Consider the following 23,677-nt stretch of genomic DNA (forward strand, 5'->3'; position numbering starts at 1 on the left):
GACGTCGCCTTTTGGTACGAGCCTTCCTCTGCGCCCTGGTCGTCGTTTGCGGTGTGACCACGCCGTCGATCGGCATGGCCCAAGGGCGATCCTCGCTTCAGGTGTCGGTTTCGCCTCAGCCGTTGCGGACCGCCGTCCTCGACTTCGGTCTCCAGGCGGGCGTCAGCATCGACGCCGCCGGAAGCGAGCGGTGCGGCCCCACGCGCGGGGTGAGAGGCCGACTTTCCGTCGATGCGGCCTTGTCCAGATTGATGCTGGGCACACACTGCGTCGCGACACGCGTCGGCGACGGCGCCTACAGGATCGTGCGGGTCGCCGCTGCGCCGCCTGCCGTGGCGCGGACGATCTCGGCACCGCCTGCGCCCGTGACCCCGACGATGCTGGATGAAGTCGTGGTGACGGCGTCGCGCACGGACAATCTGCTGCTGTCGCGCGCCCCCTACGGCCTGTCGTCGCTGGACGGGGTGACGCTGGAACGGGCCGGGGTCAGCGACCTCGACGGCGTCGCCGCGCGCGTCTCCGGCCTGACAGTCACCAATCTGGGGCCGGGGCGCGACAAGCTCTTCATTCGCGGCCTGGCGGACGGACCCGTTGCGGGACAGGCGCAAAGTCTGATCGGGCTCTATCTCGACGATGTGCGCCTGACTTACGACGCGCCCGATCCGGCGTTGCGTCTGGCCGACATCGAACGGGTCGAGGTTCTGCGCGGGCCGCAGGGGGCGCTGTACGGCGCCGGCTCGATGGGCGGCGTCGTTCAGATGGTCAGCCGCGCGCCGGACCTGGACGGCGTCTATGGGCGCGTGACGGCGGAGGGGGCTCTGACGGCCGGCGGCGCGCCGGGCGACGCCGTCGAGCTGATGATCAACGCCCCGATCCTGCGTGATCGCCTGGCGGTCCGGGTCGTCGGCTATGACGAGACGGTCGGGGGCTACGTCGATGATCAGGCCCTCGGACTGAGCAATACCGGCGGCATGCATCGGCAGGGGTTGAGGGCGGCGGCGCTGCTGCGTCTGACCCCCGGCTGGACCTTGAAGACGGGATTTCTCGCCCAGACCATCGACGTCGATGACAGCCAGTACGCCAACCTGGGCGCCGACCAACCCTATGCGCGTCGTCGCAGCCTGACGGAGCCCAGCCGAAACGATTTCGACGGCGTCTGGGCCTCGGTGGACGGGGATCTGGGCTGGGCGCGGCTGCGAGCCTCGTCCAGCGTTCAGTCGCACGGCCTCGATGCGCGCTACGATGCGACGCCTGCGGCCGGATTGTTCGGGCTTACGGGAACAGCAGCGCTGGACCAGGCCGACGACCTGTCGGCTGCGGTGCACGAGGTGCGGTTGAACGGCGACTTCGGCGCACGGCTGAAGTGGAGCGCCGGGCTGTTCTTCTCGGAATACACCCACACCCGCACCGTTGCGATCTCGGACGGGCAAGGCGGGCCGGGGGTCTATCGACAACGCAGGCGCGACCATGTGGACGAGGCGGCTCTGTTCGGCGACGCCGCCTATGCGCTAAACGACAGCCTGAAGATCACGGCCGGCGCGCGCCTGTTCCGCATCGGGGTCGAGCATCGCAGCGAAACCGCCGGCGATCCGACGCAGGTGTCTGGAGAAGACGCGCTGGTCGATATCACCCCGCGTCTGGTGATCGAATACGATCGCGGTCCTTTCGTCTTCTACGCCCTGGCGACCGAGGGCTATCGCGGGCCGGGCTTCAACGCCGGCGCCGTGCCAAATGGCGATCAGCAGCCCGCGCGACGCGTGAAGCCCGACGAGATCGTCGCCGGCGAGGCGGGCGCGCGCTTCACCCTGTTCGAAGGGCGACTGCGCGGGCGAAGCGCGATCTTCGTCGCCGATTGGCGCAACATCCAGTCGGACCGGTTCGATGCGCGGGGCCTGCCCTTCACCGCCAATCTGGGCGACGGCCGCAACCGCGGCATCGAGGGCGAGGTCGAATGGCGCGACGGCCCATGGACGCTGGATGCGCATGCCGTCTTCAATGATCCCGAGTTGACCCGACCGGATCCCGGTTTCGCGCTGGGGACCGACACACGCCTGCCGGCGGTCGCCGATTTCAGCGTGCAGGGCGGCCTCGTGCATGAGGCGCATCTGGCGCACGCGACGATGCGTTCGGAGCTTCGCCTGGGCTATGTCGGCCCGACGGATATCGCCCTGTCGCCGACCTCGACCGGCGCGTCGGCCGGCTATCTGACCAGTTCGCTGGGCGTCGGCGTGGAGATCGATCGCTGGGCGATCAGGGCGTCGATGGACAATCTGTTCAACCGCAGCGACGACACCTTCACCTTCGGCAATCCCTTCTACGCCTCGGGCGACATCAGCACGCCGCAACGACCGCTCACCGCCCGCCTGGCCCTGACCGCCCGTTTCTGATCAGGCGGCGATGTGGAACAGCCGGCCCACGCCCGCCGTGATGGCCATGGCGAGCGCGCCCCAGAAGACGACGCGCAGGGCCGATCGTCCGACAGGCGCGCCGCCTGCGCGAGCGCCCAGGGCGCCCAGCACGGCCAGACCCAGCAGGGCGGAAACCGCGACCCAGATCGCCAGCGTGTCCAGCGGCGCGACGGCGGCGACGACCAGAGGCAGCGCGGCCCCGGCCGAGAAGGTGATCGCCGAGGTCAGCGCCGCCTGGATCGGCCGCGCGGTGGTGATCTCCGAAATACCCAGCTCGTCGCGCGCGTGGGCGCCCAGCGCGTCATGCGCCATCATCTGGCGCGCCACCTCGGTCGCCAGATCCGGCGCGACGCCTCGTCCGACATAGATGCCGGCCAGTTCGCGCGTCTCCGCTTCATGATCACCGGCCAGTTCGACAGCCTCGCGCGCGAGATCGGCCTTTTCGGTGTCGGACTGCGAACTGACCGAGACATATTCGCCCGCCGCCATCGACATCGCGCCCGCCGCCAATCCGGCGACGCCCGCGATCAGTATGCCGCCATGACCGGTCGCCGCCGCCGCGACGCCAACCACCAGACTGGCCGTCGACACCAGCCCGTCATTGGCCCCCAACACCGCCGCCCTGAGCCAGCCGATGCGATCGACCCGATGGGTTTCACTGTGCAGCATGCGCCTTCTCCGTAGTCGTCGCACCGAGCATGGACCGGGCGTTGGCTTGAAGCTAGGCGCGGCGTTTATATCCCGACGATCCGGGCAACTTCGCGCGCCCCGCGACAGCCGCTATGCTGCCGTGATGAGTCGGGCCGCGTCATGATCAAATATATCGGCTCCAAGCGCGCCTTGCTGGGGCATGTGACGGGTGCGGTGGCGGGGGTGCTGCCGCAGGGCGGGCGGGTGTGCGATCTGTTTTCGGGCACGGCCCGGGTCGGGCACGCCCTGAAGAAGCAGGGGTTTCAGGTCTGGTCGAACGACCTGAACGCCTATGCCCACGCCCTGGCGACGACCTATGTTCAGGCGGATCGGGAGCGGTGGGTCGAGCGGGGCGAGGTCGTGCTGGCCGAGTTGCGGACGGTGAAGCCCGAGGCGGGCTGGTTCACCCAGGCCTTCTGTCAGGATGCGCGGTATTTCCACCCGGACAACGGTGCTCGCATCGACGCCATGCGTGACCGGATCGAGGCCATGGGCCTGGAGCCGGAACTCAAGGCCATCGCCCTGGTCAGCCTGATGGAGGCGGCGGACCGGGTGGATTCCACCGCCGGGGTTCAGATGGCCTATATGAAGCAGTGGGCGCCGAGGGCGTTGAAGACGCTGGAGCTGCGCACGCCGGATCTCGTCCCGGCCGTGGACGGGCCGTGCCGCGCGACGCAGGGCGATGCGGTCGAGATCGCCGAACAGGTCGAGGCGGACCTGGTTTACCTGGATCCGCCCTACAACCAGCATTCCTATCTCGGGAACTACCACTGCTGGGAAAGCCTGGTGCTGTGGGACCGGCCCGAGACCTATGGGGTCGCCAACAAGCGGGTGGACGTGAGGACGCGCAAGAGCGCCTTCAACAGCCGGCCCGGCATCGGCCCGGCGCTGCGGACCGTGATTGAGCGGGTCAAGGCGCCGAACCTGATCGTCAGCTTCAACGACGAGGGGTATCTGAGCCGCGCCGACTTGGTCGAGATGCTGTCGGCGCGAGGCCATGTGCAGGTCCTCGAGGTGGCGCATCCTCGCTATGTCGGCGCCCGGATCGGGATCCATAATCCCAAGGGCGAGAAGGTCGGGCAGGTCGGGCGGCTCAAGAATGTCGAGCACCTGTTCGTGGTGACCGAGCGGCCGGTCTCCCTGCCCGTGGCCGCATAGACACCAATGAAAACAACGGAGGGTAGGGCGGAACGCGAATCGCTGCGTGCCGTTGTGGGACTATGCAACCGCACCCGTACACCGCCCCCAAGACCGATCGCCCCGACGACTACCGCGTGCGTCCGGCGGCTGAGCCGCGCTCTTGGGCGCCGCGGACGGCGGATGCGACCTTCACCCATAACGCCGCGCGCTACACGCGGCAGGTCGAAGCTGCTCAACCCATCGAGCAGATCGATGTCGAGCCCGAGGTGGCGCCGCCGCCGCGCTGGATGATGGCGATCGCCGGGGCGGCTGTTGCGGCCCTGATGGGCGCGCTGCTGGGCGGCTTCCTGCACATCTGAGACGGCGTCAGGCCTCCTGCAACAGCGCCTTGATCGGCGACCAACTGCGCCGATGGGCGGGGCAGGGGCCCAGGGTTTTCAAGGCGTTCTGGTGGATCGGGGCGTTGTAGCCCTTGTGACTGGCGAAGCCGTAGCCGGGATACTGGGCGTCCAGATCGATCATCAACCGGTCCCGCGCCGTCTTGGCCAGGATTGAGGCCGCCGCGATGGATAGCGACAACCCGTCGCCGCCGACGACCGTTTGGATTTCGCACGGAAGCTTGAAGCGATAGTTGCCGTCGACCAGGGCGGCGACCGGCTGGACCTGCAAGGCCTCGATGGCGCGGCACATGGCCAGACCCGTGGCATGCAGGATGTTCAGTTCCTCGATCTCGTCTACAGAGGCGAAGCCGACGCCCCAGGCGACGGCGCGGGCCTTGATCTCGGGCTCCAGGGCGGCGCGACGCTTTTCGGTCAGGGCCTTGGAATCGTCGATGCCGGGCGGCAGGTCGTCGGGGTTCAGAATGACCGCCGCCGCCGAGACGGGGCCGGCCCAGGGACCGCGCCCGGCCTCGTCCACGCCGCAGACGTGACCGTTGACGCGCTGAATCAGCACCGTTTCCAGCGCGAGGGTCGGGAAGGCTTTCGGATTTGCGAAGGCTTTAGCCATGGTTCGCCATCGCACGAACCTGGGCGTGACGGAAGCAGGTCGTCTGGTGATCGTTGACCATGCCGACAGCCTGCATGAAGGCATAGACGATGACCGGGCCGCAGAAGTTGAATCCGCGCTTCTTCAGGGCCTTGGCCATGGCGACGGACTGTTCGGTCTGGGTCGGGGCCCGGCGATAGTCGGCGTAGGGGGTCTGGATCGGCTCCCCGCCGACGAAGGACCAGAGCCAGGCGGAGAAGTCCTCGCCGTCATCGCGCATCTGAAGCCAGATCTGGGCGCCCCGGATGGCGGCGTTGATCTTGGCGCGCGAGCGGATGATGCGGGGATCGCCCAGCAGGCGCTCGATGTCTGCCTCGCCATAGCGGGCGACGATCTCGGGATCGAAACAGTCGAAGGCGTCGCGGATGCCCTCGCGTTTTCTGAGGATGGTGATCCAGGCGAGACCGGCCTGAAAGCCGTCGAGCACCAGCTTTTCCCACAGGGCGCGGGGATCGCGCTCGGGCACGCCCCATTCGGTGTCGTGATAGGCGACATAGAGGGGGTCGGTCCCGCACCAGCCGCAGCGGCCGCCGGAAACCTCTGGGGCGTGTGAGTCGGTCATGGCCTGAAGTTGCCAGTCTGTTCCGATTGAGGAAAGGGCGTTCGGCGTCGGGGCGACGGAGGAAAAACACCGTCTAAAGTGTCTAATTCGTCTAATCTCTGAAGCTGTGCTCGGGTGGATGCGGACAGGTTTTGCGGCCTCTGGCGTAAAACCGCGTATTCTAGGGCGCCGGCGGCGGGGGCTGGTCGATTGACGCTGGTCGCAGACAAGTTACGGAAATGTTGGGGGAAGTTTCGCGGCGATACGATGGATGGCGTCGCTCTTTCGTCATCCTCCGGCGAGCAGAGCGAGACCGGGGGACCCAGCGGCACCGAAGGCGAAATCCATCCGCCGCTGGATGGTTGAACACAGAAGCCGCGACAGGTTCGCGCCCCCGCGCGCCGCTGGGTCCTCCGGTCTGCGCCGCAAGCGGCTTGCCGAAGGATGACGAAAACAGGCGCGGGCTTCAGTCCCGGACCAATCCGCCGTCCACGACCAGGTTCTGGCCGGTGACTGCGCGGCTCCAGGGGGAGGCGAAGAAGAGGACGGCGTCGGCGAACTCTTCGGGCGTTGTCACCGATCGCAGCGGGGTCATGCCGGCGATCAGGTCGAAGACGGCCTCGGGCGTGGCGGCGCTGGCGTCGGTGGTGCGCAACAGACCGCCCGAGACCATGTTGACGGTGACGCCGTCAGGGCCAAGGTCGCCGGCGGCGGTGCGGGTCAGGCTGAGCAGGGCGGCCTTGGCGGCGGTGTAGTCGTGGTAGGGCACGACCGGATTCTGGAACAGGTTGGTGCCGATGTTGACGATGCGGCCGAACCGGGCGGCGGCCATGCCGGGCGCGGTAGCCTGGATCAGGTTCAGGGCGCCGCGCACGACGGTCGAAAACTGGCGATCCATCTCGTCCCAGCCGATGGCGGTCATCTGCGATCGGGCGTCGCCGTTGAAGCTGTAGTCCAAGGCGTTGTTGACGACGGTGGTGACAGGGGCGCCGAAATGGTTTTGCGCAGCCGCGACCATGGCGTCCACCGCGGCGCGGTCGGTCACATCAGCCTGGAGGGCGAGGGCGCGCTCGCCGATCTCGGCGGCCAGAGCGTTCGCCGCTTCGCCGCTGTTCCTCCAGTTGATGACGACGCGGGCGCCTTCATGGGCGAAGGCGCGGACGCAGGCGGCGCCGACGCCGCGCGCCCCGCCGGTGACGAGGACGATCTGATCGGCGATCTTCATGGGGGACTCACGCGTTGGAGGAGGGAAGGACGTCCTCGCCCATCCAGGCGGGTTTGCGCAAGCGCACCGGGCGGCCGTCCACGGTCAGGTCGCCGTCGAGGCGGTCGATGCGCAGCAGGGCCATGACCGAACCGTCCTGACCCGAGAGGACCTCGCCCGCGCGCAGTTCGCCCTTCAGGACCTCGGCGCCGAAGGCGGGGGGCGGGCCGTCGAAATCGAGCGGCAGCATCCGGTTCTTGATCGTGCCCCGGCGCTTCATGCGCGAGGTCGTTTCCTGGCCGACGAAACAGCCCTTCTGGAAATCGATGCCGTTCAGCAGGTCGAAGTCGGCCTCGATCGGATAGGTCTTGTCCTGGGGCGCGTCGGCGGTCGGATCGGGCAGGCCGACGGACAGACGGTGGGCGTCGTAGGCGGCCTCGGCGGCGTCCGCAGTGGCCTCGCCATAGAGACGGCCGCCCATCAGGGGCGTGCGGGGGTCGGGGATGAAGCCGGCGGGGGCCTCGGGCCAGGCGGCGAACACCGGGCGGTCGTCGGCGGCGACTTCGACCTTGGCGCGCAGCCTGTACATCGACAAACGCTGGATCAGGGCGTCGCGTCGCTCGGCGGCGACATCCAGAACGACGCCGTCAGCCTGTCCCAGAAGGAACAGGTCGAACAGCAGCCGGCCGGGCGGGGACAACAGGGCGCCGAACCGCAGTTCCCCGTCGGCCAGCGTCTCCACATCCTGGGTCAGCAGGTTGTGCAGAAAGGGTTTCGCCTCCTCTCCCGTGACGGAGATCAGGGCGCGACTGTCGAGACGGGCGATGGGCATGGGGCGAAGATAGGGCCGACGGCGTGGCTTCAGAAGACGCCGCGCCGAATTTAGGCGACAGCGACCGCCGCGTCCTCAAGGCGAGGATCGAAGGTGCGCCAGTCGCTGGCGCCCCAGGCGGTGACGCGCATGACCAGGTCGACGATGTTCATTGGCTTGGCGATGCAGTCGTCCATGCCGGCCTGTTCGTACTGGGTCAGCTGTTCCGGCAGGGTGTTGGCGGTCAGGGCCAGGATCGGCGTGCGGCCTGTCACGCCGGGCAGGGCGCGGATGGCGCGGGTCGCCTCGACGCCGTCCATAATGGGCATCTGGATGTCCATCAGGATCACGTCCCAGTCGCCGGTGCGGGCGGCCTCGACGCCCTGTTGGCCGTCGTTAGCGGTGGCGCAGGCGATGCCCTGGGCCGTCAACACCGCCATGACCAGGGCGCGGTTGCTGTCGTGATCGTCGACATAGAGGACGCGCAGGGTCGGGACGTCCTCATTGGCCAGCGGGGCGGGCTCGGCCGGGGTGTCTGAGGGCGCCAGGGGAACGACGTTGTCGGCCGACAGGTCGATCATGTCGTTGACGACGGACAACAGACGCTGGCCCGCGCCGTTGATGCGGGCGGCCTGATCGGCCTGTTCGTCGGGCAGGCCGGCCTTGGACAACAGGTCGGAGAAGCCGATGACCGCATTCAGGGGCGTGCGCAGTTCGTGCGACATGTCGGTCAGGAACTTCTGCCGGGCCTCGGCCATCGCTGTCTTCTGCTCGGCGGCGACGCGGGCCTGTTCGGCCTCGACGCGCTCGGTCACGTCGATCTCGTTCAGCAAGACGCCGAGATGGCCCGTGACGGGGTCCGTCACGGGACGAATGTCCAGATGGTGCCAGCGCACGCCCTCGCGCGTGATAATCTCGCAGACGTCGGAAATCGCTGACCCCGACAGGGCGGCCGCCAGCATGGGCTGGGCGCGCTCGGGTTCGGCGAACCGGGCCTCGAAGGGGTGCGCGGTCGATCCGTAGGCGGCGAAGGCCGACGGATTGGAGAAGATCGGGCGGGCTTCGCTGTCGAACAGGGTGATCAGGGTCGAGGTGTGACGAAGGGCCTCGACCGCGCGACGCTCCTCGTTTTCCACTGTGATTGGCGCGGCCTCGAACAGCAGGACCGGCGTGCCGTCCGTCAGGCGATAGGTCGAGATCACCGCCGACACGGTCAGCGGTCGCCCGTGCGGGTAGAAGGTCCAGTCTTCCGTCAGGGTCTCGCCATTGGCCGTCTCGCGGGCCAGACGCTCGGTGCGGGCCAGGACGGCGGGGGAGACATTGCTGAAATCGCGCGCCAGCAGGGCGTCGAGATTGTCGGAGCCCCAGAGGTCGAGCGCGGCCGCATTGGCGTAGACGCCGCGCAAGGCGACCGGATCGAACATCCAGATCGGTCGTTTCAGCGCGTCCCAGGCCTGCATCGACGGCGTGCCCTTTCCAGCGACGGCGTTACGGATTTTTATCGTAGGGCCAAGGGCTTAAGCTTCGGCTAAGCTTTCGGCCGATCCAGGGTTGTCACCGCATATCGCGCGACGACGCCGTCCGGCTGGAAATCGTGTTCGGCCAGCCGGTCGAGGGACATCAGGACGCGAGTGGTAAAGGCGTCGGTGTCGCCATCCTCGATCGCCGGGCGCAGCCAGTCGGTGACGACGGCGCGGGCGGGATAGGTTCCGACGGGGCCGGGAATGCTGAGCGCCACCTCGATCCCTTCCGCGATCCAGCCGGCGACGGTCACGAAGAAGTCGGGCGAGGCCAGGAAGTCGGAGCGGCGCAGGACATACAGGGTGATGACCCCGTCCTCCACGCCGTCGGGGCGGACGATGACGCCGCTGCGATCGGGCCGCCAGTCGTCCGACAGCTCGACCACGCGCCACAGGCAGAACCAGATGCGGCAGGTGTTCGGCCGGATTGCGTGGACCGAACAGCCCGCGCCGTCGACGCAATAGGCGCACAGCTCGCCCGTCGGCTTGGCCAGTTCCGGCAGGTTCAGCGGAATGACCCGGCAGCATTCGACGCAACCGCCGCAGGTCCGGCCGGGAAGCAGGGGCAGGCTCACCCGGCTGAACGCTCCAGGCGGGCGATGCGGCGGTCCATGTCGGCGACGACCGCTTCCAGCCGGGCCTTTTCGGAGGCCATGTCGATCGGCGTGCCGTCCTCGTAAGAAATCGTCGCGCCCTTGGCGATCAGGTCCAGCCGGTAGATGGCCGTCACGCGCTGGGCCTTGAAGCGTTCGAGGGCGGCGGCTTCTAGATCGGGGGCGGCTGGGTCGGGCGTCTGGCTCATGCGCGTCGCTGTAGCGCATGGGGCCTTCCTGTGGAAACACGCGTTTGGCGCTGAATCGCAGATAGAATCCCTGTATCCGTCGACGGATGATCGGGCGGTTTCCCATCCTGTACATCGCCGAGGCCGACGCCGAGGACGCCGTGCTGTCCTCCGGCGTTCTGGCGCATCTGGTCGAGAGCCTGCCGCACGCGACCTTCACCATTGTCGGATCGGCCGCCAGCGCGCCGCTGTTCGCCGATACGCCGCGCCTGACGAAGTTGATCGTGCTGGAGCGCGAGGGCCATTTCGAATGGATCGCCCTGTGGAACCAGGTGCGGGCGACCAAATGGGGGCTGGTCGTGGACATGCGCGGCTCTGACCTGTCGGGCAAGCTGAGGCGGCACAAGCGCGCGGTGCGGGGCAAGGATCAGCCGGGCCTGCATGCGGTGGAGGCGGCGGCGGCGGTGCTGAAGCTGGAGCCGGACGAGATTCCGGCGCCGAAACTCTATGTCTCGGACGAGACGCGGGCCCAGGTCGAGGCGCTGATCCCGGCGACGGGCGGTGACGGGCCGATCCTGGCGGTCGGGCCGGGCGTGGAATGGATGGGCAAGCGCTGGCCGGCCGAACGCTACGCCAAGGTCGCGGCCAAGCTGCTGGCCGACGACGGGCCGCTGGCGGGCGGGCGGCTGATGATCGTGGGCGAGGAGATCGACCGCGAGGCGGCGCACACGATCCGCTACGCCGTGCCGCGCGCGCGGGTGATCGAGCTTCAGGGCAAGCTGACGCGGCTGCAGACGGTCGCGGCCCTGTCGACGTCGGTGCTGTACATCGGGGCGGACTCGATCTGGACCCAGCTGGCCGTAGCCTCGGGCGTACCGGTCGTCGCCGCCTTCGGGCCGTCGGACGAGACCGTGCGCGGACCCTGGAAGGGCGAGGCCGTGCGCGGGCCGCGCACCTATGACGAGTTCAAAAAGCTGGATCCGCGCCTGAACCAGGCGATTCAGCATATGATGGACCTGCCGTGGGAGCGGGTGCTGAAGGCGGCGCAGCGGATGTTGAAGGTGCGGGGTTAGCGCGCCCAAAGCGCTGGGTCCCCGCTTTCGCGGGGATGAGCGGAGATATAGTAAGAGCGCATCGCTCATCCCCCAGGAACCGCCCCATGACCCAGACCTATGACCTGATCGTCCGTGGCGGCGAGGTGGCGAACCATGCGGGGCGAGGCATGGCGGATGTCGGCGTGATCGACGACAAGATCGCCTTCATCGGCGACCTGAGCCAGGCCTCGGCGGGCGAGGTCTTCGACGCGACGGGACTGACGGTCCTGCCCGGCGTGATCGACACCCAGGTCCATTTCCGCGAGCCGGGGCTGGAGTGGAAGGAAGACCTGGAGACGGGCAGCCGCGCGGCGGCCCTGGGCGGCGTCGTCGCCGTGTTCGAGATGCCGAACACCAATCCCAACACCACCGACCCCGACGCCATGGCCGACAAGCTGGCGCGGGCGAAGGACCGCATGTGGACCGACCATGCCTTCTACGTCGGCGGCACGCATGAGAACGCCGACTATCTGGGCGAGTTGGAGCGGCTGCCCGGCTGCTGCGGGGTCAAGGTCTTCATGGGCGCCTCGACCGGTGACCTGCTGATCGCCGACGACGAGGGGGTGAGGAAGGTCCTGTCCAATGTGCGCCGCCGCGCCACCTTCCACTCCGAGGACGAATACCGCCTGGTCGAGCGGCGCGGTCTGGCCCGCACCGGCGACTGGACCAGCCACCCCGAGGTGCGCGACGCCGAGAGCGCCATCCGCTCGACCCGACGCCTGGTCGGCCTGGCAAAGGAGACAGGCGCGCGCATCCATGTGCTGCACGTCACGACCCGGGAAGAGATGGAATATCTGCGCTTCCACAAGGATGTCGCCACCGTCGAGATCACGCCCCAGCACCTGACCCTGGTCGGACCGGAAGCCTATGAGCGGCTGGGCAGCTATGCCCAGATGAACCCGCCGATCCGGTCGCAGGAGCATGTGGACGCGCTGTGGCTGTGGGGCATGCAGCAGGGCGTCGCCGACGTGCTGGGCTCCGACCATGCGCCGCACACCAAGGAAGAAAAGGCCAAACCCTATCCGGCCTCGCCGTCCGGCATGCCGGGGGTGCAGACGCTGGTGCCGCTGATGCTGACCCATGTCGCCAATGGGCGACTGTCGCTGGAGCGGTTCATCGACCTGACCTCGGCGGGCGCGCAGCGGGTGTTCGGTACGGCCAACAAGGGGCGGATGGCCGTCAGCTATGACGCCGACCTGACCATCGTCGATCTGAAGTCTAAGCGGACGATCACCCATGAACAGCAGGCGACGCGCTGCGGCTGGACTCCGTTCGATGGGGTGGAGGCGACAGGCTGGCCGATGGCGACGATCGTGCGCGGTCGGGTGGTGATGCAGGACGGCGAACTGATCGGATCGGCGCACGGGCGGCCGGTGCGGTTCATGGAGACGCTGTGAGGGAAGAGCTCGGCCTGATCGGCTTCGGCGCCTTCGGGCGGCTGACGGCGCGTCATCTGTCTGTCTGGTTCGATATCCTGGCGCATGATCCGGCGGCGAGCGATGGCGAAGGCCTCGCGTCCCTGACCGATCTGGCGACCGCCGCCGCCTGTCCGACGGTGGTGCTGGCCGTGCCGGTCGAGGCGTTGGAGACGACGCTGATCGCCATCGGCCCGCATCTGGCGCCCGACGCCCTGGTCGTCGACGTGGGCTCGGTGAAGGTGAAGCCGGCGCGGGCGATGGATGAACTCCTGCCGCCCGGCTTGCGGATCGTGGGAACCCACCCCCTGTTCGGTCCTCAGAGCGGCAAGGACGGTATCGCGGGCCTGCGCATCGCCGTAAGCGAGGTAAGGGGTGCAAAAGACGCCCGCCGCGTCGCCGCCTTCTGCCGCCGGGCGCTGAGGCTGAAGGTGTTTCAGGTCAGCCCCGAGGACCATGACCGCGAGGCCGCGACGGTCCAGGGTCTGACCCATCTGATCGCCCGCGTCCTGATGGCGATGGAGCCCCTGCCGACGCGCATGACCACCGCCAGTTTCGACCGGCTGATGCAGGCCGTCGACATGGTCCGCCACGACAGCCCCGCCGTCTTCCGCGCCATCGAACGCGACAACCCGTTCGCGGCCGAGGTGCGGGCGCGGTTCTTCGCTTTGGCGGATGAAGCACGGGGTGGCTTAGCGTCGAACTGAGGCGCAGAGTGACAATGGGTACTCTAGGGGAGGCTTGGCGCATGGGACTTCTGACCTTCTGTCTGAATGTCACCCTGGATGGTTGCGTCGATCATGAGGCGGGCATCGCCGATGATGAAACACATGCCTTCTTCACCCGCCTGATGGACGAACACGGGGCGATGTTGTGGGGCCGCGTGACCTACGAAATGATGGAAAGCTACTGGCCCGCTGTCGCCCGGGGCGAGGCGGACGCGCCGCCGATGATCCGCCAGTGGGCGCTCAAACTGGAGGTCAAGCCAAAGTATGTGGCGTCATCGACGCGAGCGGACTTTCCATGGACCAACAGCCGCCATATTGGCCGCGACCTTCGGACAGGCGTCCAGGCGCTCAAGGACGCAACGCCTGAAGGCGTCTTGCTCGGGAGCAGCGAACTGGCGGCCGAACTGGATCGGATGGACCTGATCGACGAGTATCAGTTTCTCGTCCATCCCCGCATCGCCGGGCGCGGCCCGACCCTGCATCAGAGTGGCTTGCCCAGCGCGCGACGGCTGAAACTGGTGTCCGCGACGCCGCTGACTAACGGGGTGATCGCCACGCATTACAGGCGTGACGGCTGACGTCGAACTGCGGCTAAAGGCCTCGGCGTCGCATCTGTTCGCCCGGTGACGCAAGCGCAGGCCGAACTCGTTGACGCTCAGCGCTTCCCATTCGCCCGAATGAACGCCGCCACATCCTGCGCCACGCCCGGCGCGAGCGGCAGCGCCGGGTCGGCGTAGGTGGCCATATTGGCGGCGCGGTCGGCGGGGGCGGTCTTGAGGAGGTGGTTGACGCCGTCCCAGAGTTTCAGCGTTGCCTTGGGGTCGGCGGCGGCCAGGGCTTGTGCGTCCGTGACGCCGATCTGGAGGTCGGTGGTCCCCTGGCCGATGAAGACCGGGCCCTCGTAGGCGGCGAGCAGGGCGGCGGGGTCCAGCGGCAGCCACGAGATCAGATAGGGCTGGACCGACGGGCGGAACAGGGCGGCCAGCGCGGGCGGCGTGTCGGCGACGGTGCGGCCGGCTTCGAGTTCGGTCAGGACGGCGAAGGCCTGGGTCTTCAGGGGGTCGGGCAGCCCGGCTTGAAGCTGTTCGCGGATCACCACGCCGGCCGGGCGACCGGCGCCGGACAACAGGATCAGGCCGCAGACCTTGTCGTCTCCGCCCTCGACCGCCTTCAGCGCGACCAAGGCGCCTTCGCTGTGACCGATCAGCCAGGCGCAGGGCTGGCCCGTGCGCGCGGCGGCCTCGGTCGCCCAGGCGCGGGCGTCGGCGGCGTAGGCGTCAAACCGCAGATCGGCCTCGGCGGGACCGGCGGCAGCGCTGGTGGCGATGCCGCGTTTGTCGATGCGCACGGTGGCGACGCCCTGTTCCGCCAGGCCCTCGGCCAGCAGGCGATAGGTGGAGGCGGCGACGCCCATCGGGCTGTTCCCATCCCGATCGGTCGGGCCGGAGCCGGGCAGGATGACGGCGACGGCTGTGGGCGCCTCCGGCGTCAGCAGCGTGCCATGCAGGGGCGCGGGCTGGGCGGGCAGGGCGATGTCGGTCGAGACCGGGCCGGCGAGCAGGCTGGCGGCCAGAAGGGCGTGGGTCAGCGTCAGCATGATAATCTCCTTGGCGGCGAGGTCAGACGAGAAACTGCTCGAATGCAATATGTCGCGGGCGCGGCGGATTGCATTGCGCCCACCGATCGGGCTAGGGACGCGCAACTTGATTTTGAGAATGCGTATCAAAATGCCCTGCCTTCGCCGTGCCTCCGTTCTTTTGACCGCCAGCGCCCTTGCGCTGACGCTCGCCTCGCCGGCCTTGGCGCAGCAGGCGACGGCCCCGGCGGAGCTGGGCGAGATTGTGGTGACGGGGTCGCAGGTGCGGCTGACGGCCCCGGCGGCGGGCGGTCAGGTGGCGCGTGGGGGACGCATCGGCCTGCTGGGCAATCTGGGCGTGATGGACACGCCGTTCTCGACCACCAACTACACTGAAAAGCTGGTGCGTGATCAGCAGGCGCGCGGCATTGGCGACGTGCTGCAGAACGACCCGACGGTGCGTGTGTCCAAGGGATTCGGCAACTTCCAGGAGCTGTATGTCGTCCGGGGCTTCCCGGTCTATTCGGACGACATGAGCTACAACGGCCTCTATGGCGTGTTGCCGCGCCAGTTTGTAGCGGCCGAACTGGTCGAGCGGGTCGAGGTGTTTCGCGGAGCCAGCACCTTCCTAAACGGCGCCGCGGCGGGCGGAACGGGGGTCGGCGGCGCTTTCAACCTGACGCCGAAGCGGGCGGGCGACGCCCCCCTGACGCGCCTGACCGGAGGCGTGTCGGGCCGTGACGAGATCTACGCCGCCGCCGACCTGGCTCGCCGTTTCGGCGACGAAGGCGAATGGGGCGCGCGCCTGAACATCGCCAGCCGTGCGGGCGAAAGCGCCGTCGAGGACGAGACCGGCCAACTGCGGGTCGTCGGCCTTGGACTGGACCGCCGAGGCGATCGCGCCCGGTTTTCGGCCGATCTGGGCTGGCAGGATCACCGGATCGATGCGCCCCGTCCCAGCGTGACGCCGGGAACCGCCATCCCTGAGGCGCCCTCGGCCGACAAGAACTTCGCCCAGCGCTGGACCTACACTGACGAGGAGCAGGTGTTCGGCGCCGTGCGCGGCGAGCTCGACCTGACCGACAGCATCAGCGCCTGGGCCGCTTTCGGCGGGCGTCAGGGCGAGGAAGACAACAGCCTGGCCAATCCGCGCGCCGATGCGGCGGGCGCGATCCGCGGCTATCGCTTCGACAATATCCGCGAGGACACTGTGTGGTCGGGCGACATCGGCGTGCGCGCCGACCTGACGACCGGCCCGGTCGAACATCGCCTGGTCGCCTCGGCCTCGCAGATCCAGTCCAAGTCCAAGAACGCCTGGGCGGCATCGAGCTTCGCCGGCTATGCGATGGGAACGCTGACCAATCCGCTGTTGTCGCCGGCCCCGGCCATCGGCAGCGTCTCGGGCGATCTGGATGATCCCAACGTCACCGAGCGGGTCAAGAACACCAGTTTCGCCGTCGCCGATGTGCTGTCCTTCCTGGATGGACGGCTGCTGGCGACCGTCGGCGTCCGCTATCAGGAGATCGAAACCCGATCCTATGCCTATGCCGACGGCGCATTCACGTCGGGCTATTCCAGCGACGCGACGACGCCGGCCTTCGCCGTGGTCTACAAGCCCAGCGACACGATCTCGCTGTACACCAACTATGCCGAAGCCCTGGTTCCGGGCACGACCGCGCCGGCGGTGGTCAATGGCGTGACGGTGGTGAACGGCGGCGAAGTGCTGTCGCCGTTCCGCGCCGAGCAGGCCGAGATCGGCGCCAAATACGACGCTGGTTCGTATGGCGGCACACTGAGCGTCTTCCGCACGACCCTGCCCAGCGCCTTTTTCGATCCGAACACCGCCGTCTATTCGGACGGGGGCGAGCAGGAGAACAAGGGCGTCGAGCTGACCGTCTATGGCGAACCGGTCCCAGGCTTGCGTCTGATCGGCGGCGCGACATGGCTGGACGCCGAGATCAATCGGTCGCTGACCGCCGCCAATGCGGGCAAGTCCGCCATCGGCGTGCCGGACTTTCAGGCCAATCTGAACGTCGAATGGGACGTGCCGATGGTCAGCGGCCTGACGGTCGAAGGCCGTGCGATCCATACCGGCGCCCAGCCGGCCAATGCGACGAATACGCTGGAGCTGGAAAGCTGGACCCGGTTCGACGCCGGGGTCCGCTACGCCTTCGTGGCGGGCGACAAGCCGTTGACGCTGCGGGCGCGGGTGGAGAATGTCGCGGACGAGGATCAGTGGGTCGCGGTCGGCGGCTATCCGGGATCGAACTATCTGACGCTGGGCGCGCCGCGGACCTTGCGTCTGTCGGTCTCGACCGAGTTCTGATCCGCGTCGGCCGATGCACGCCCGGACGATCCGCGCCTGGACCTGGACGCACAAGTGGTCGAGCCTGATCTCGACCCTGTTCCTGCTGATGCTGTGCGTCACGGGACTGCCGCTGGTGTTCAGCCACGAGCTGAACGAGGCGCTGCTGCATGAGCCGTGGGCGCCGAAGAACCCGGGCGGCCGACTGCTGACGCTGGACGAGGTGCTGGCCGCCGGTCTGGCCAAACATCCGGGCGAGGTTCCGGCCTTCATGAGCTTCGACGAGGATCGGCCGGTGGTGAACGTCACCAGCCGCGCCCCCGACGCCCCGGCCGGCAAATACAGTTTCGAGCCCATCGACCAGACCAGCGGCGAGGGCGCGCCGCTGGTCGCCGGTCATCCGGTGATGGAGTTCCTGCTTCAGCTGCACACCGACATGTTCCTGGGTCTGCCGGGAATGCTGTTTCTGGGCGCGATGGGTCTGTTGCTGGTCGTGGCCGTGGTGTCGGGCGTGGTGCTGTATGCGCCCTTCATGCGTCGGCTGCCGTTCGGGACGGTGCGGGTCAAGAAGGCGGCGCGGACGCGGTGGCTGGACTATCACAATCTGCTGGGCGTGGTGACGGCGGCCTGGGTGCTGGTGGTGGGGCTGACGGGGGTGGTCAACACCTTGGCCACGCCCATCCTGGCCTATTGGAAAGAGACGGCGCTGAAGGAACTGACCGTCGCCTACGATGCGCCGGCGCCCGCGCAGGGCCGGGCCTCGCTGGATGCGGCGGTGGAGCGGGCCAAGGCGGCGCTGCCGGGCATGAAGCTGCAGTTCGTGGCGTTTCCGGGGACCGACTATTCGACCGACCACCACTATGCCGTCTTCTTCCACGGCGACACGCCGCTGACGACGCATATGACCACGCCGGCGCTGATCGACGCACGGACAGGCGAGCTCGCGGCGGTGGCGCCGATGCCCTGGTATGTGAAAACCCTGTCGCTGTCGCAGCCGCTGCATTTCGGCGACTATGGCGGGCTGGCGCTGAAGATCCTGTGGGCGCTCCTGGACATCGCCACCATGGTGATCCTGGGGTCCGGTCTTTATCTGTGGCTGGGCAAGGGGAGGCGGAAGGCGTGAGCCGTCGCCGTCACAACCCGAGGGATCTGAGCCTGTGGGCGATCTTCCGCGCGCCCATCGTCCTGTTCGCGCTCAGCCTGATCGGGCTGGTGGGCGCGCTGTTGCAGGATGGCGTGTGGGACTTGGTCTTTGCGGCCTTGCTGGCCACGCCGATCCTGGCGACCGGCTGGGCCGTCGTCAGATCGAGAAGCTGACGCCGCAGCCGCAGCTGGAGGCGGCGTTCGGGTTCCTGACCACGAACTGGGCGCCGGCCAGCTCATCGACGTAGGCGATCTCGGAATTCTTCAGGAAGGGCACCGAGACGGGGTCGATCAGGGCGGTCTGGCCGTCGGCCTGGATGCGCAGATCGTCGTCCTCGGCCGTCTCGACCGGTTCGAACCGGTACTGGAAGCCCGAGCAGCCGCCGCCGTCCACCGCCACGCGCAGCATCAGGGTCTTGCCCTCGGCCGCGCCCAGCTTGGCCAGTCGCTTGGCGGCGCTGGCGGCCAGGACGATGCCTTCCGGCGCGCGCGTGGCGACGGTGAAGGCGGGTGTGGATGGTTCTGTGGATTGGACGGTGCTCACGGCTGTCTATATGAGGCGGGCAGGGCCGTTCGCAAAGGGCCGCCGCTTTAAAGTTGATGACTTGAGCCACACAGACCTCGCCTCCTACGCCGAGCGCGCCGACCTGACCAAGGGCCGCCGCGTTTTCGAGCCCGCCAGCCGCACGCGCACCGCCTTCGCGCGGGACCGTGACCGCATCATCCATGCGACGGCGTTCCGGCGGCTGAAGGAGAAGACCCAGGTCTTCGTGGCGCATGAGGGCGATCACTACCGCACCCGCCTGACCCATTCGCTGGAGGTGGCGCAGATCGCGCGGTCGCTGGCCCATGCGCTGAGGCTGGACGACGACCTCGCGGAAACCATCGCCCTGGCCCACGACCTGGGCCATCCGCCCTTCGCCCACGCCGGCGAGGACGAGCTGGTGGTGCAGATGCGCGATCATGGCGGGTTCGATCACAACGTTCAGAGCTTCCGCGTCGTGACCGAGCTGGAGAACCGCTATCCGCAGTTCGACGGGCTGAACCTGAGCTGGGAGACGGTCGAGGGCGTCATCAAGCACAATGGCCCGGTGTCGCACCGGCTGGACGAGCCGGCCTGGTCGGTCGTGCGCCCCTATGCGGCCGGAGGCGAGGCGGGGTGGGACCTGCGGCTGGGGACGTTCGCCTCGCTGGAGGCCCAATGCGCGGCCATCGCCGACGACATCGCCTATAACAATCATGACGTGGACGACGGGGTGCAGGCGGGTCTGATCACCCTGCGCGATCTGGATCAGGTGCCGCTGATCGGCCCGATGTTGGCCGAGGTGCGCCGCGAATATCCCGACATCGACGACCGGATGCTGCGCATCGAGGCGGTGCGGCGGATGATCGGCGTCATGGTCGAGGACGTGCTGGCCGAGACGGCGAGGCGGCTGGAGGAAGACCGGATCGTCACGACCGAGGACGTGCGGATGGCCAGGCGCACAATGGTGGATTTTTCGCACGCCATGCACGTCGATCTGGCGGTGCTGAGGAAGTTCCTGTTCGAGCGGATGTATCGCCACTACCGCGTCAACCGAACCCGCAGTCAGGCGCGGCGCGTGCTGTCGCAACTGTTCGAACTGTTCATGGCCGAGCCGGAGGTGATGCCGCCGGAGTGGGGCGAACCGGCCATGACCCCGGACAAGACGCAGCGGGCGCGCGCCGTGTGCGACTATATCGCCGGCATGACCGACCGTTACGCCATAGAAGTGCACCAGAAGCTGTTCAGCCTCGACCTCGCCCTCGATCTGTGATTCGAAAGATGCACGCGGGGGCGTAGAGTGATCGTTCGGCGCGCCGATTCGCGCCGACAGACGGCGGAGCGCGACCATGTCCTTTGAAGACGACAACAAACCCGGCCGGGGCGCCTATACGCCGCCGACCGACGACGACCTGCCGTTCCGCCGCAACAGCTACGATCCGCGCAGCGGCCGCAATGTCGGCTCGGGCGGGGGCAAGGCGCCGCCGGTGACGTTGATCATCAGCGCGGTGGTCCTGTTGCTGCTGATCGTGGCGGTGATCTTCTTCTATCGTTCGGGCATGCGCGCCTCGACCGACGCGCCGCCGGCCGTGGGTCAGCCCGTCGGCGAGATGAAGACCGCCGCGCCTATCGACGCCCAGCCGATCGACCCGGCCGAGGGCGTGCGCGTCTATCGCGACGAGACCGAGACCACCGATGCGCCCGTGACCTTCACCCCGCCGCCCGAGGCGCCCCAGCCGCGTCCGGCCGCGCCGCCGACCGCCGCACCGACCGGACAGGGCCTGCCGCCCGCCAATACGGCGACGCCGGCCGCGCCTGCGCCGCGTCCGACGACTCCGGCGCCCGCGCCCGTCGCTGCGCCGGCGACCAAGGCTCCGGCCGCGACCGGCGGATCGGCCTCGGTCCAGATCGGCGCCTTCTCCTCGACCGAGATCGCGGACCGTGAATACGCCGCCGTCGCCGGCCGCTTCGGCGCGTACGCCTCGGGCGCTGAAAAGCGGGTGACCGAAGTGACCTCGTCCAGCGGATCGACCCTGTACCGCACGGCGTTCTCGGGCCTGTCGCGCGAACGGGCGGTCGCCTTCTGCAATGCGCTGAAGGCGGCGGGCCGGGACTGCATCGTCCGGTGACGTCCGCCGCCATCTATGGCTGCCTGGGACATCGGCTGACGGAGGCCGAAAAGGCCTTCTTCGCCGAGGTCCGACCCTGGGGCTTCATCCTGTTCCGGCGCAATATCGACACGCCGGAACAGGTGCGGGCTCTGACTGCCGAACTGCGGGCGGCCATCGGCGATCCCGAGGCGCCGATCCTGATCGACCAGGAAGGCGGTCGGGTCCAGCGGATGGGGCCGCCGCACTGGCCCAAATATCCGCCGGGCGCCGCCTATCTGAAGGCTACTAACGAGCTGGCTCAGGCGCGTGAGCTGACGCGGCTGGGCGCGCGTCTGATGGCGCACGACCTGCGCGAGGTCGGGGTGACCGTCGACCTGCTGCCGGTGCTGGACGTACCGGTTCCCGGCGCCCACGACATTATCGGCGACCGCGCCTATGGCGTCGATCCCGAGACGGTCGCCGTGCTGGGCCGGGCGGCGGCGGAGGGGTTGCTGGCGGGCGGGGTTCTGCCCTGCATCAAGCACATGCCGGGCCATGGCCGGGCCTTTGCGGACACGCATAAGGATCTGCCGACGGTTCACGCCGATCTGGACACGCTGGACGCCTGGGACTTTGCGCCGTTCAAGGCCCTGTCGGACATGCCGATCGGCATGACGGCGCACATCGTCTTTACCGCAATCGATCGCAAACATCCGGCGACGCAGTCGAAGAAGGCCATTCGCCTGATCCGCGAGCGGTTGGGATTCGGCGGCCTGCTGCTGTCCGACGATCTGGTGATGAACGCCCTTTCGGGCTCGTTGACCCAGCGCGCGCACAAGGCGCTGAAGGCGGGGTGCGATCTCGTCGTCCACTGGAACGGCGACATGGACGAAATGCGCCAGGTCGCCGAGGGCGTCGGACCGCTGAAGGGCGGGGCGCGCCGCCGGGCGGAAGCCGCGCTGGCCCGGATCGTGCGGACGCCCGAACCGCTGGATCCCGTCGCGGGACACGATCGCTTCTTCAAGGCCATGGGCGGTCGCATGGACGCCGCCAAGGGGCCGGACGTGGGTGAGGCGCAGGCCTAAAGACCTATGACGGAGTCTTTCCAGCCCAATCTGGATTTCAACGCCGAGGAGGTCGAGGAGCGCGAGGCCTTCGTCGTCGATCTGGAAGGCTATGAGGGACCGCTGCACGTCCTGCTGGCCCTGGCGCGAAACCAGAAGGTCGATCTGCTGAAGCTGTCGATCACCCAGCTGGCGGAACAGTATCTGGCCTTCGTGCATGAGGCGCGCAGGCGCAACTTCGCCTTGGCGGCGGACTATCTGGTGATGGCGTCGTGGCTGGCCTATCTGAAGTCGCGCCTGCTGCTGCCGCGCACCGACAAGGGCAAGACCGAGGAGCCGCCGGCTGAGGAAATGGCCGCCGCCCTGGCGTTCCGGCTGCAGAAGCTGGAAGCGATGCGAAAAGCCGTCGAAAAGCTGATGGCTCGGCCCCAGCTGAAGCGCGACGTCTTCACGCGCGGCGACCCCGAGGCGACGGTGATCGTGCCGTCGGATCGCATCGACGCCAGCCTGTACGAACTGATGAGCGCCTATGTGGTGCAGCGCCGGCGCGAGGAGGCCCGGCGCTACGCCCCCGGCCAGCGGGTCGAGGCCTTTCCATTGGAAGCCGCCCGCGACTGGCTGCGCGAGATCATGCCCAAGCTGGCCGACTGGACGCCGCTGGAACAGGTCGCGCCCCATCGTGAGGACGAGGAGGGGCCGAGCCAGGCCAGCTTTACGGCCTCGACCCTCTCGGCCAGTCTGGAGCTGGTGAAGGAGGGGGCGATGGATATCCGGCAGAGCGAGGCGTTCGCAGACCTGTATCTGAAGCGGCGCGGACCGGGCCAGCCGCTGGAGCTGACGCCGTGAGCGACCTCGCCTTCCAGCCCGACGAGGCCGAGATCGAGCGGCGAGTCGAAGCCCTGCTGTTCGCCGCCGCCGGGCCGCTGACGGCGGCCGAGATCGCCGCGCGCCTGCCCGAGAATTGCAATGTCGCCCGCGCCATATCGGGTCTGCGCGCCCGCTATGAGGGGCGGGGGGTCGAGCTGGAGTGCGTCGCCGACCGCTGGCGCTTTCGCACCGCGCCGGACCTGGCCTTCATGATGACGCAGGAGCGCGAGGAGCCGCGCCGTCTGTCCAAGGCCGCGCTGGAGACGCTGGCGATCATCGCCTATCACCAGCCCGTCACCCGCGCCGAGATCGAAAGCGTGCGCGGCGTCAGCATCTCCAAGGGCACGCTGGACCTGCTGCTGGAGATGGGTTTCGTGCGGCTGCGCGGACGCAGGCGCACGCCGGGTCGGCCCGTCACCTATGCGACCACCGACCGGTTCCTGGAGCATTTCGGCCTTGCGACCCTGTACGACCTGCCGGGCGTGCAGGAGATGAAGGCGGCGGGCCTGCTGGACCTGTCGCTGCCCGTCGGGTTCGAGGTGCCCGACCCCAGCCGCGCGTCGGAGGCCGACGACGAGGACGGCACCCTGCCGCTGGACGACGAGGCGCCCGAGTTCGCCCAGGATTTCGTCGGCGAACGAAGCTGACCCAGCGTGATGTTCACGCCGTCTTAGTCTGCGCGCCGTAAGCCAGACCGTATGAGTGGCGTGACATCGAAGACGGGTTGGCG

At 68.3% G+C, this 23,677-nt stretch carries 24 protein-coding genes and 1 pseudogene; 15 read left to right on the plus strand and 10 right to left on the minus strand.

The features are described 5' to 3' along the window. Nucleotides 1-11: 11 nt before the first annotated feature. Nucleotides 12-2,387 (plus strand): TonB-dependent receptor, encoded by a 2,376-nt coding sequence (locus PFY01_RS05865; protein ID WP_271042772.1) that lies wholly within the window; start codon nucleotides 12-14, stop codon nucleotides 2,385-2,387. On the opposite strand, the gene PFY01_RS05870 is transcribed toward PFY01_RS05865, so the two are convergent. Then, nucleotides 2,388-3,077 (minus strand): VIT1/CCC1 transporter family protein, encoded by a 690-nt coding sequence (locus PFY01_RS05870; RefSeq protein ID WP_271042773.1) that lies wholly within the window; start codon nucleotides 3,075-3,077, stop codon nucleotides 2,388-2,390. A gap of 141 nt (nucleotides 3,078-3,218) precedes the next feature. On the opposite strand from PFY01_RS05870, the gene PFY01_RS05875 reads away from it, so the two are divergent. Together PFY01_RS05875 and PFY01_RS05880 are read left to right on the plus strand one after the other, a co-directional pair. Further along, entirely contained in the window at nucleotides 3,219-4,256 is a 1,038-nt protein-coding gene (locus PFY01_RS05875) for a DNA adenine methylase (protein ID WP_271042774.1), read from the plus strand. 62 nt (nucleotides 4,257-4,318) lie between these two features. Further along, complete coding sequence (locus PFY01_RS05880; protein ID WP_271042775.1) at nucleotides 4,319-4,597, plus strand: hypothetical protein; 279 nt, start codon at nucleotides 4,319-4,321, stop codon at nucleotides 4,595-4,597. A gap of 7 nt (nucleotides 4,598-4,604) precedes the next feature. Here PFY01_RS05880 and PFY01_RS05885 read toward each other — a convergent pair whose 3' ends face one another. The 7 genes from PFY01_RS05885 to PFY01_RS05915 form a co-directional block, all read right to left on the minus strand. Then, the gene (locus PFY01_RS05885; RefSeq protein WP_271042776.1) at nucleotides 4,605-5,246 is read right to left on the minus strand and encodes a ribonuclease HII; all 642 of its coding nucleotides are present in this window, start codon (nucleotides 5,244-5,246) and stop codon (nucleotides 4,605-4,607) included. Next, a complete protein-coding gene (locus tag PFY01_RS05890) occupies nucleotides 5,239-5,847 on the minus strand; it encodes a DNA-3-methyladenine glycosylase I (RefSeq protein WP_271042777.1) in 609 nt (202 codons plus the stop codon). Before PFY01_RS05890 ends, PFY01_RS05885 begins: the two co-directional genes overlap by 8 nt. A 445-nt stretch (nucleotides 5,848-6,292) precedes the next feature. After that, nucleotides 6,293-7,051 carry a 3-oxoacyl-ACP reductase gene (locus PFY01_RS05895; RefSeq protein WP_271042778.1) on the minus strand — a complete coding sequence of 253 codons (759 nt, stop codon included), beginning with the start codon at nucleotides 7,049-7,051 and terminating at the stop codon, nucleotides 6,293-6,295. A gap of 7 nt (nucleotides 7,052-7,058) precedes the next feature. After that, entirely contained in the window at nucleotides 7,059-7,862 is an 804-nt protein-coding gene (locus tag PFY01_RS05900; RefSeq protein ID WP_271042779.1) for a YgfZ/GcvT domain-containing protein, read from the minus strand. 50 nt (nucleotides 7,863-7,912) lie between these two features. Then, nucleotides 7,913-9,301, minus strand: a complete 1,389-nt coding sequence (locus PFY01_RS05905) for a response regulator (RefSeq protein WP_271042780.1) — start codon at nucleotides 9,299-9,301, stop codon at nucleotides 7,913-7,915. Between the two features lie 68 nt (nucleotides 9,302-9,369). After that, nucleotides 9,370-9,936 carry a hypothetical protein gene (locus PFY01_RS05910; RefSeq protein ID WP_271042781.1) on the minus strand — a complete coding sequence of 189 codons (567 nt, stop codon included), beginning with the start codon at nucleotides 9,934-9,936 and terminating at the stop codon, nucleotides 9,370-9,372. After that, on the minus strand, nucleotides 9,933-10,163 hold the full coding sequence (locus PFY01_RS05915; RefSeq protein WP_271042782.1) for a hypothetical protein: 231 nt from the start codon (nucleotides 10,161-10,163) through the stop codon (nucleotides 9,933-9,935). The genes PFY01_RS05910 and PFY01_RS05915 overlap by 4 nt, the downstream gene beginning before the upstream one ends. A gap of 86 nt (nucleotides 10,164-10,249) precedes the next feature. Between PFY01_RS05915 and PFY01_RS05920 the strand changes: the two genes are divergently transcribed. The 4 genes from PFY01_RS05920 to PFY01_RS05935 all read left to right on the plus strand — a co-directional run bounded on the left by PFY01_RS05920 (nucleotide 10,250) and on the right by PFY01_RS05935 (nucleotide 13,957). Continuing rightward, nucleotides 10,250-11,215, plus strand: a complete 966-nt coding sequence (locus PFY01_RS05920) for a glycosyltransferase family 9 protein (protein ID WP_271042783.1) — start codon at nucleotides 10,250-10,252, stop codon at nucleotides 11,213-11,215. A gap of 86 nt (nucleotides 11,216-11,301) precedes the next feature. Next, entirely contained in the window at nucleotides 11,302-12,633 is a 1,332-nt protein-coding gene (locus tag PFY01_RS05925; protein ID WP_271042784.1) for a dihydroorotase, read from the plus strand. Then, entirely contained in the window at nucleotides 12,630-13,358 is a 729-nt protein-coding gene (locus tag PFY01_RS05930) for a prephenate dehydrogenase (protein WP_271042785.1), read from the plus strand. The genes PFY01_RS05925 and PFY01_RS05930 overlap by 4 nt, the downstream gene beginning before the upstream one ends. 41 nt (nucleotides 13,359-13,399) lie before the next feature. Next, nucleotides 13,400-13,957, plus strand: coding sequence for a dihydrofolate reductase family protein (locus tag PFY01_RS05935; protein ID WP_199061372.1), 558 nt, complete (start codon nucleotides 13,400-13,402; stop codon nucleotides 13,955-13,957). A 77-nt stretch (nucleotides 13,958-14,034) separates the two neighbouring features. On the opposite strand, the gene PFY01_RS05940 is transcribed toward PFY01_RS05935, so the two are convergent. Further along, on the minus strand, nucleotides 14,035-14,976 hold the full coding sequence (locus PFY01_RS05940; protein WP_271042786.1) for an alpha/beta hydrolase: 942 nt from the start codon (nucleotides 14,974-14,976) through the stop codon (nucleotides 14,035-14,037). 118 nt (nucleotides 14,977-15,094) lie between these two features. Between PFY01_RS05940 and PFY01_RS05945 the strand changes: the two genes are divergently transcribed. The 3 genes and pseudogenes from PFY01_RS05945 to PFY01_RS05955 all read left to right on the plus strand — a co-directional run bounded on the left by PFY01_RS05945 (nucleotide 15,095) and on the right by PFY01_RS05955 (nucleotide 18,577). Beyond that, nucleotides 15,095-17,281, plus strand: a complete 2,187-nt coding sequence (locus tag PFY01_RS05945; RefSeq protein ID WP_420197049.1) for a TonB-dependent receptor — start codon at nucleotides 15,095-15,097, stop codon at nucleotides 17,279-17,281. Next, a pseudogene (locus tag PFY01_RS05950) lies at nucleotides 17,191-18,383 on the plus strand (PepSY-associated TM helix domain-containing protein). Before PFY01_RS05945 ends, PFY01_RS05950 begins: the two are co-directional and overlap by 91 nt. Further along, the gene (locus PFY01_RS05955; protein ID WP_271042787.1) at nucleotides 18,380-18,577 is read left to right on the plus strand and encodes a hypothetical protein; all 198 of its coding nucleotides are present in this window, start codon (nucleotides 18,380-18,382) and stop codon (nucleotides 18,575-18,577) included. The pseudogene PFY01_RS05950 and the gene PFY01_RS05955 overlap by 4 nt, the downstream one beginning before the upstream one ends. Here the strand turns inward: PFY01_RS05955 and erpA are convergent. Next, nucleotides 18,561-18,878: an iron-sulfur cluster insertion protein ErpA gene (erpA, locus tag PFY01_RS05960; RefSeq protein WP_271043029.1), complete on the minus strand. Its 318-nt coding sequence runs from the start codon at nucleotides 18,876-18,878 to the stop codon at nucleotides 18,561-18,563. The two genes, PFY01_RS05955 and erpA, sit on opposite strands and share 17 nt — an antisense overlap. A gap of 130 nt (nucleotides 18,879-19,008) precedes the next feature. Between erpA and PFY01_RS05965 the strand changes: the two genes are divergently transcribed. From PFY01_RS05965 to scpB, 5 genes are all read left to right on the plus strand, one after another. Continuing rightward, the gene (locus tag PFY01_RS05965) at nucleotides 19,009-20,199 is read left to right on the plus strand and encodes a deoxyguanosinetriphosphate triphosphohydrolase (protein ID WP_271042788.1); all 1,191 of its coding nucleotides are present in this window, start codon (nucleotides 19,009-19,011) and stop codon (nucleotides 20,197-20,199) included. Nucleotides 20,200-20,275: 76 nt separating this feature from the next. Beyond that, nucleotides 20,276-21,055, plus strand: a complete 780-nt coding sequence (locus tag PFY01_RS05970) for an SPOR domain-containing protein (RefSeq protein ID WP_161638765.1) — start codon at nucleotides 20,276-20,278, stop codon at nucleotides 21,053-21,055. Continuing rightward, nucleotides 21,052-22,101, plus strand: a complete 1,050-nt coding sequence (gene nagZ, locus PFY01_RS05975) for a beta-N-acetylhexosaminidase (protein ID WP_271042789.1) — start codon at nucleotides 21,052-21,054, stop codon at nucleotides 22,099-22,101. The genes PFY01_RS05970 and nagZ overlap by 4 nt, the downstream gene beginning before the upstream one ends. A gap of 6 nt (nucleotides 22,102-22,107) precedes the next feature. Continuing rightward, entirely contained in the window at nucleotides 22,108-22,926 is an 819-nt protein-coding gene (locus PFY01_RS05980) for a segregation and condensation protein A (protein ID WP_271042790.1), read from the plus strand. Further along, nucleotides 22,923-23,594, plus strand: coding sequence for an SMC-Scp complex subunit ScpB (scpB, locus tag PFY01_RS05985; protein ID WP_205681442.1), 672 nt, complete (start codon nucleotides 22,923-22,925; stop codon nucleotides 23,592-23,594). Before PFY01_RS05980 ends, scpB begins: the two co-directional genes overlap by 4 nt. Nucleotides 23,595-23,677: the final 83 nt, after the last annotated feature.

This window comes from Brevundimonas vesicularis (assembly GCF_027886425.1).
GTDB lineage: Bacteria > Pseudomonadota > Alphaproteobacteria > Caulobacterales > Caulobacteraceae > Brevundimonas > Brevundimonas vesicularis_C.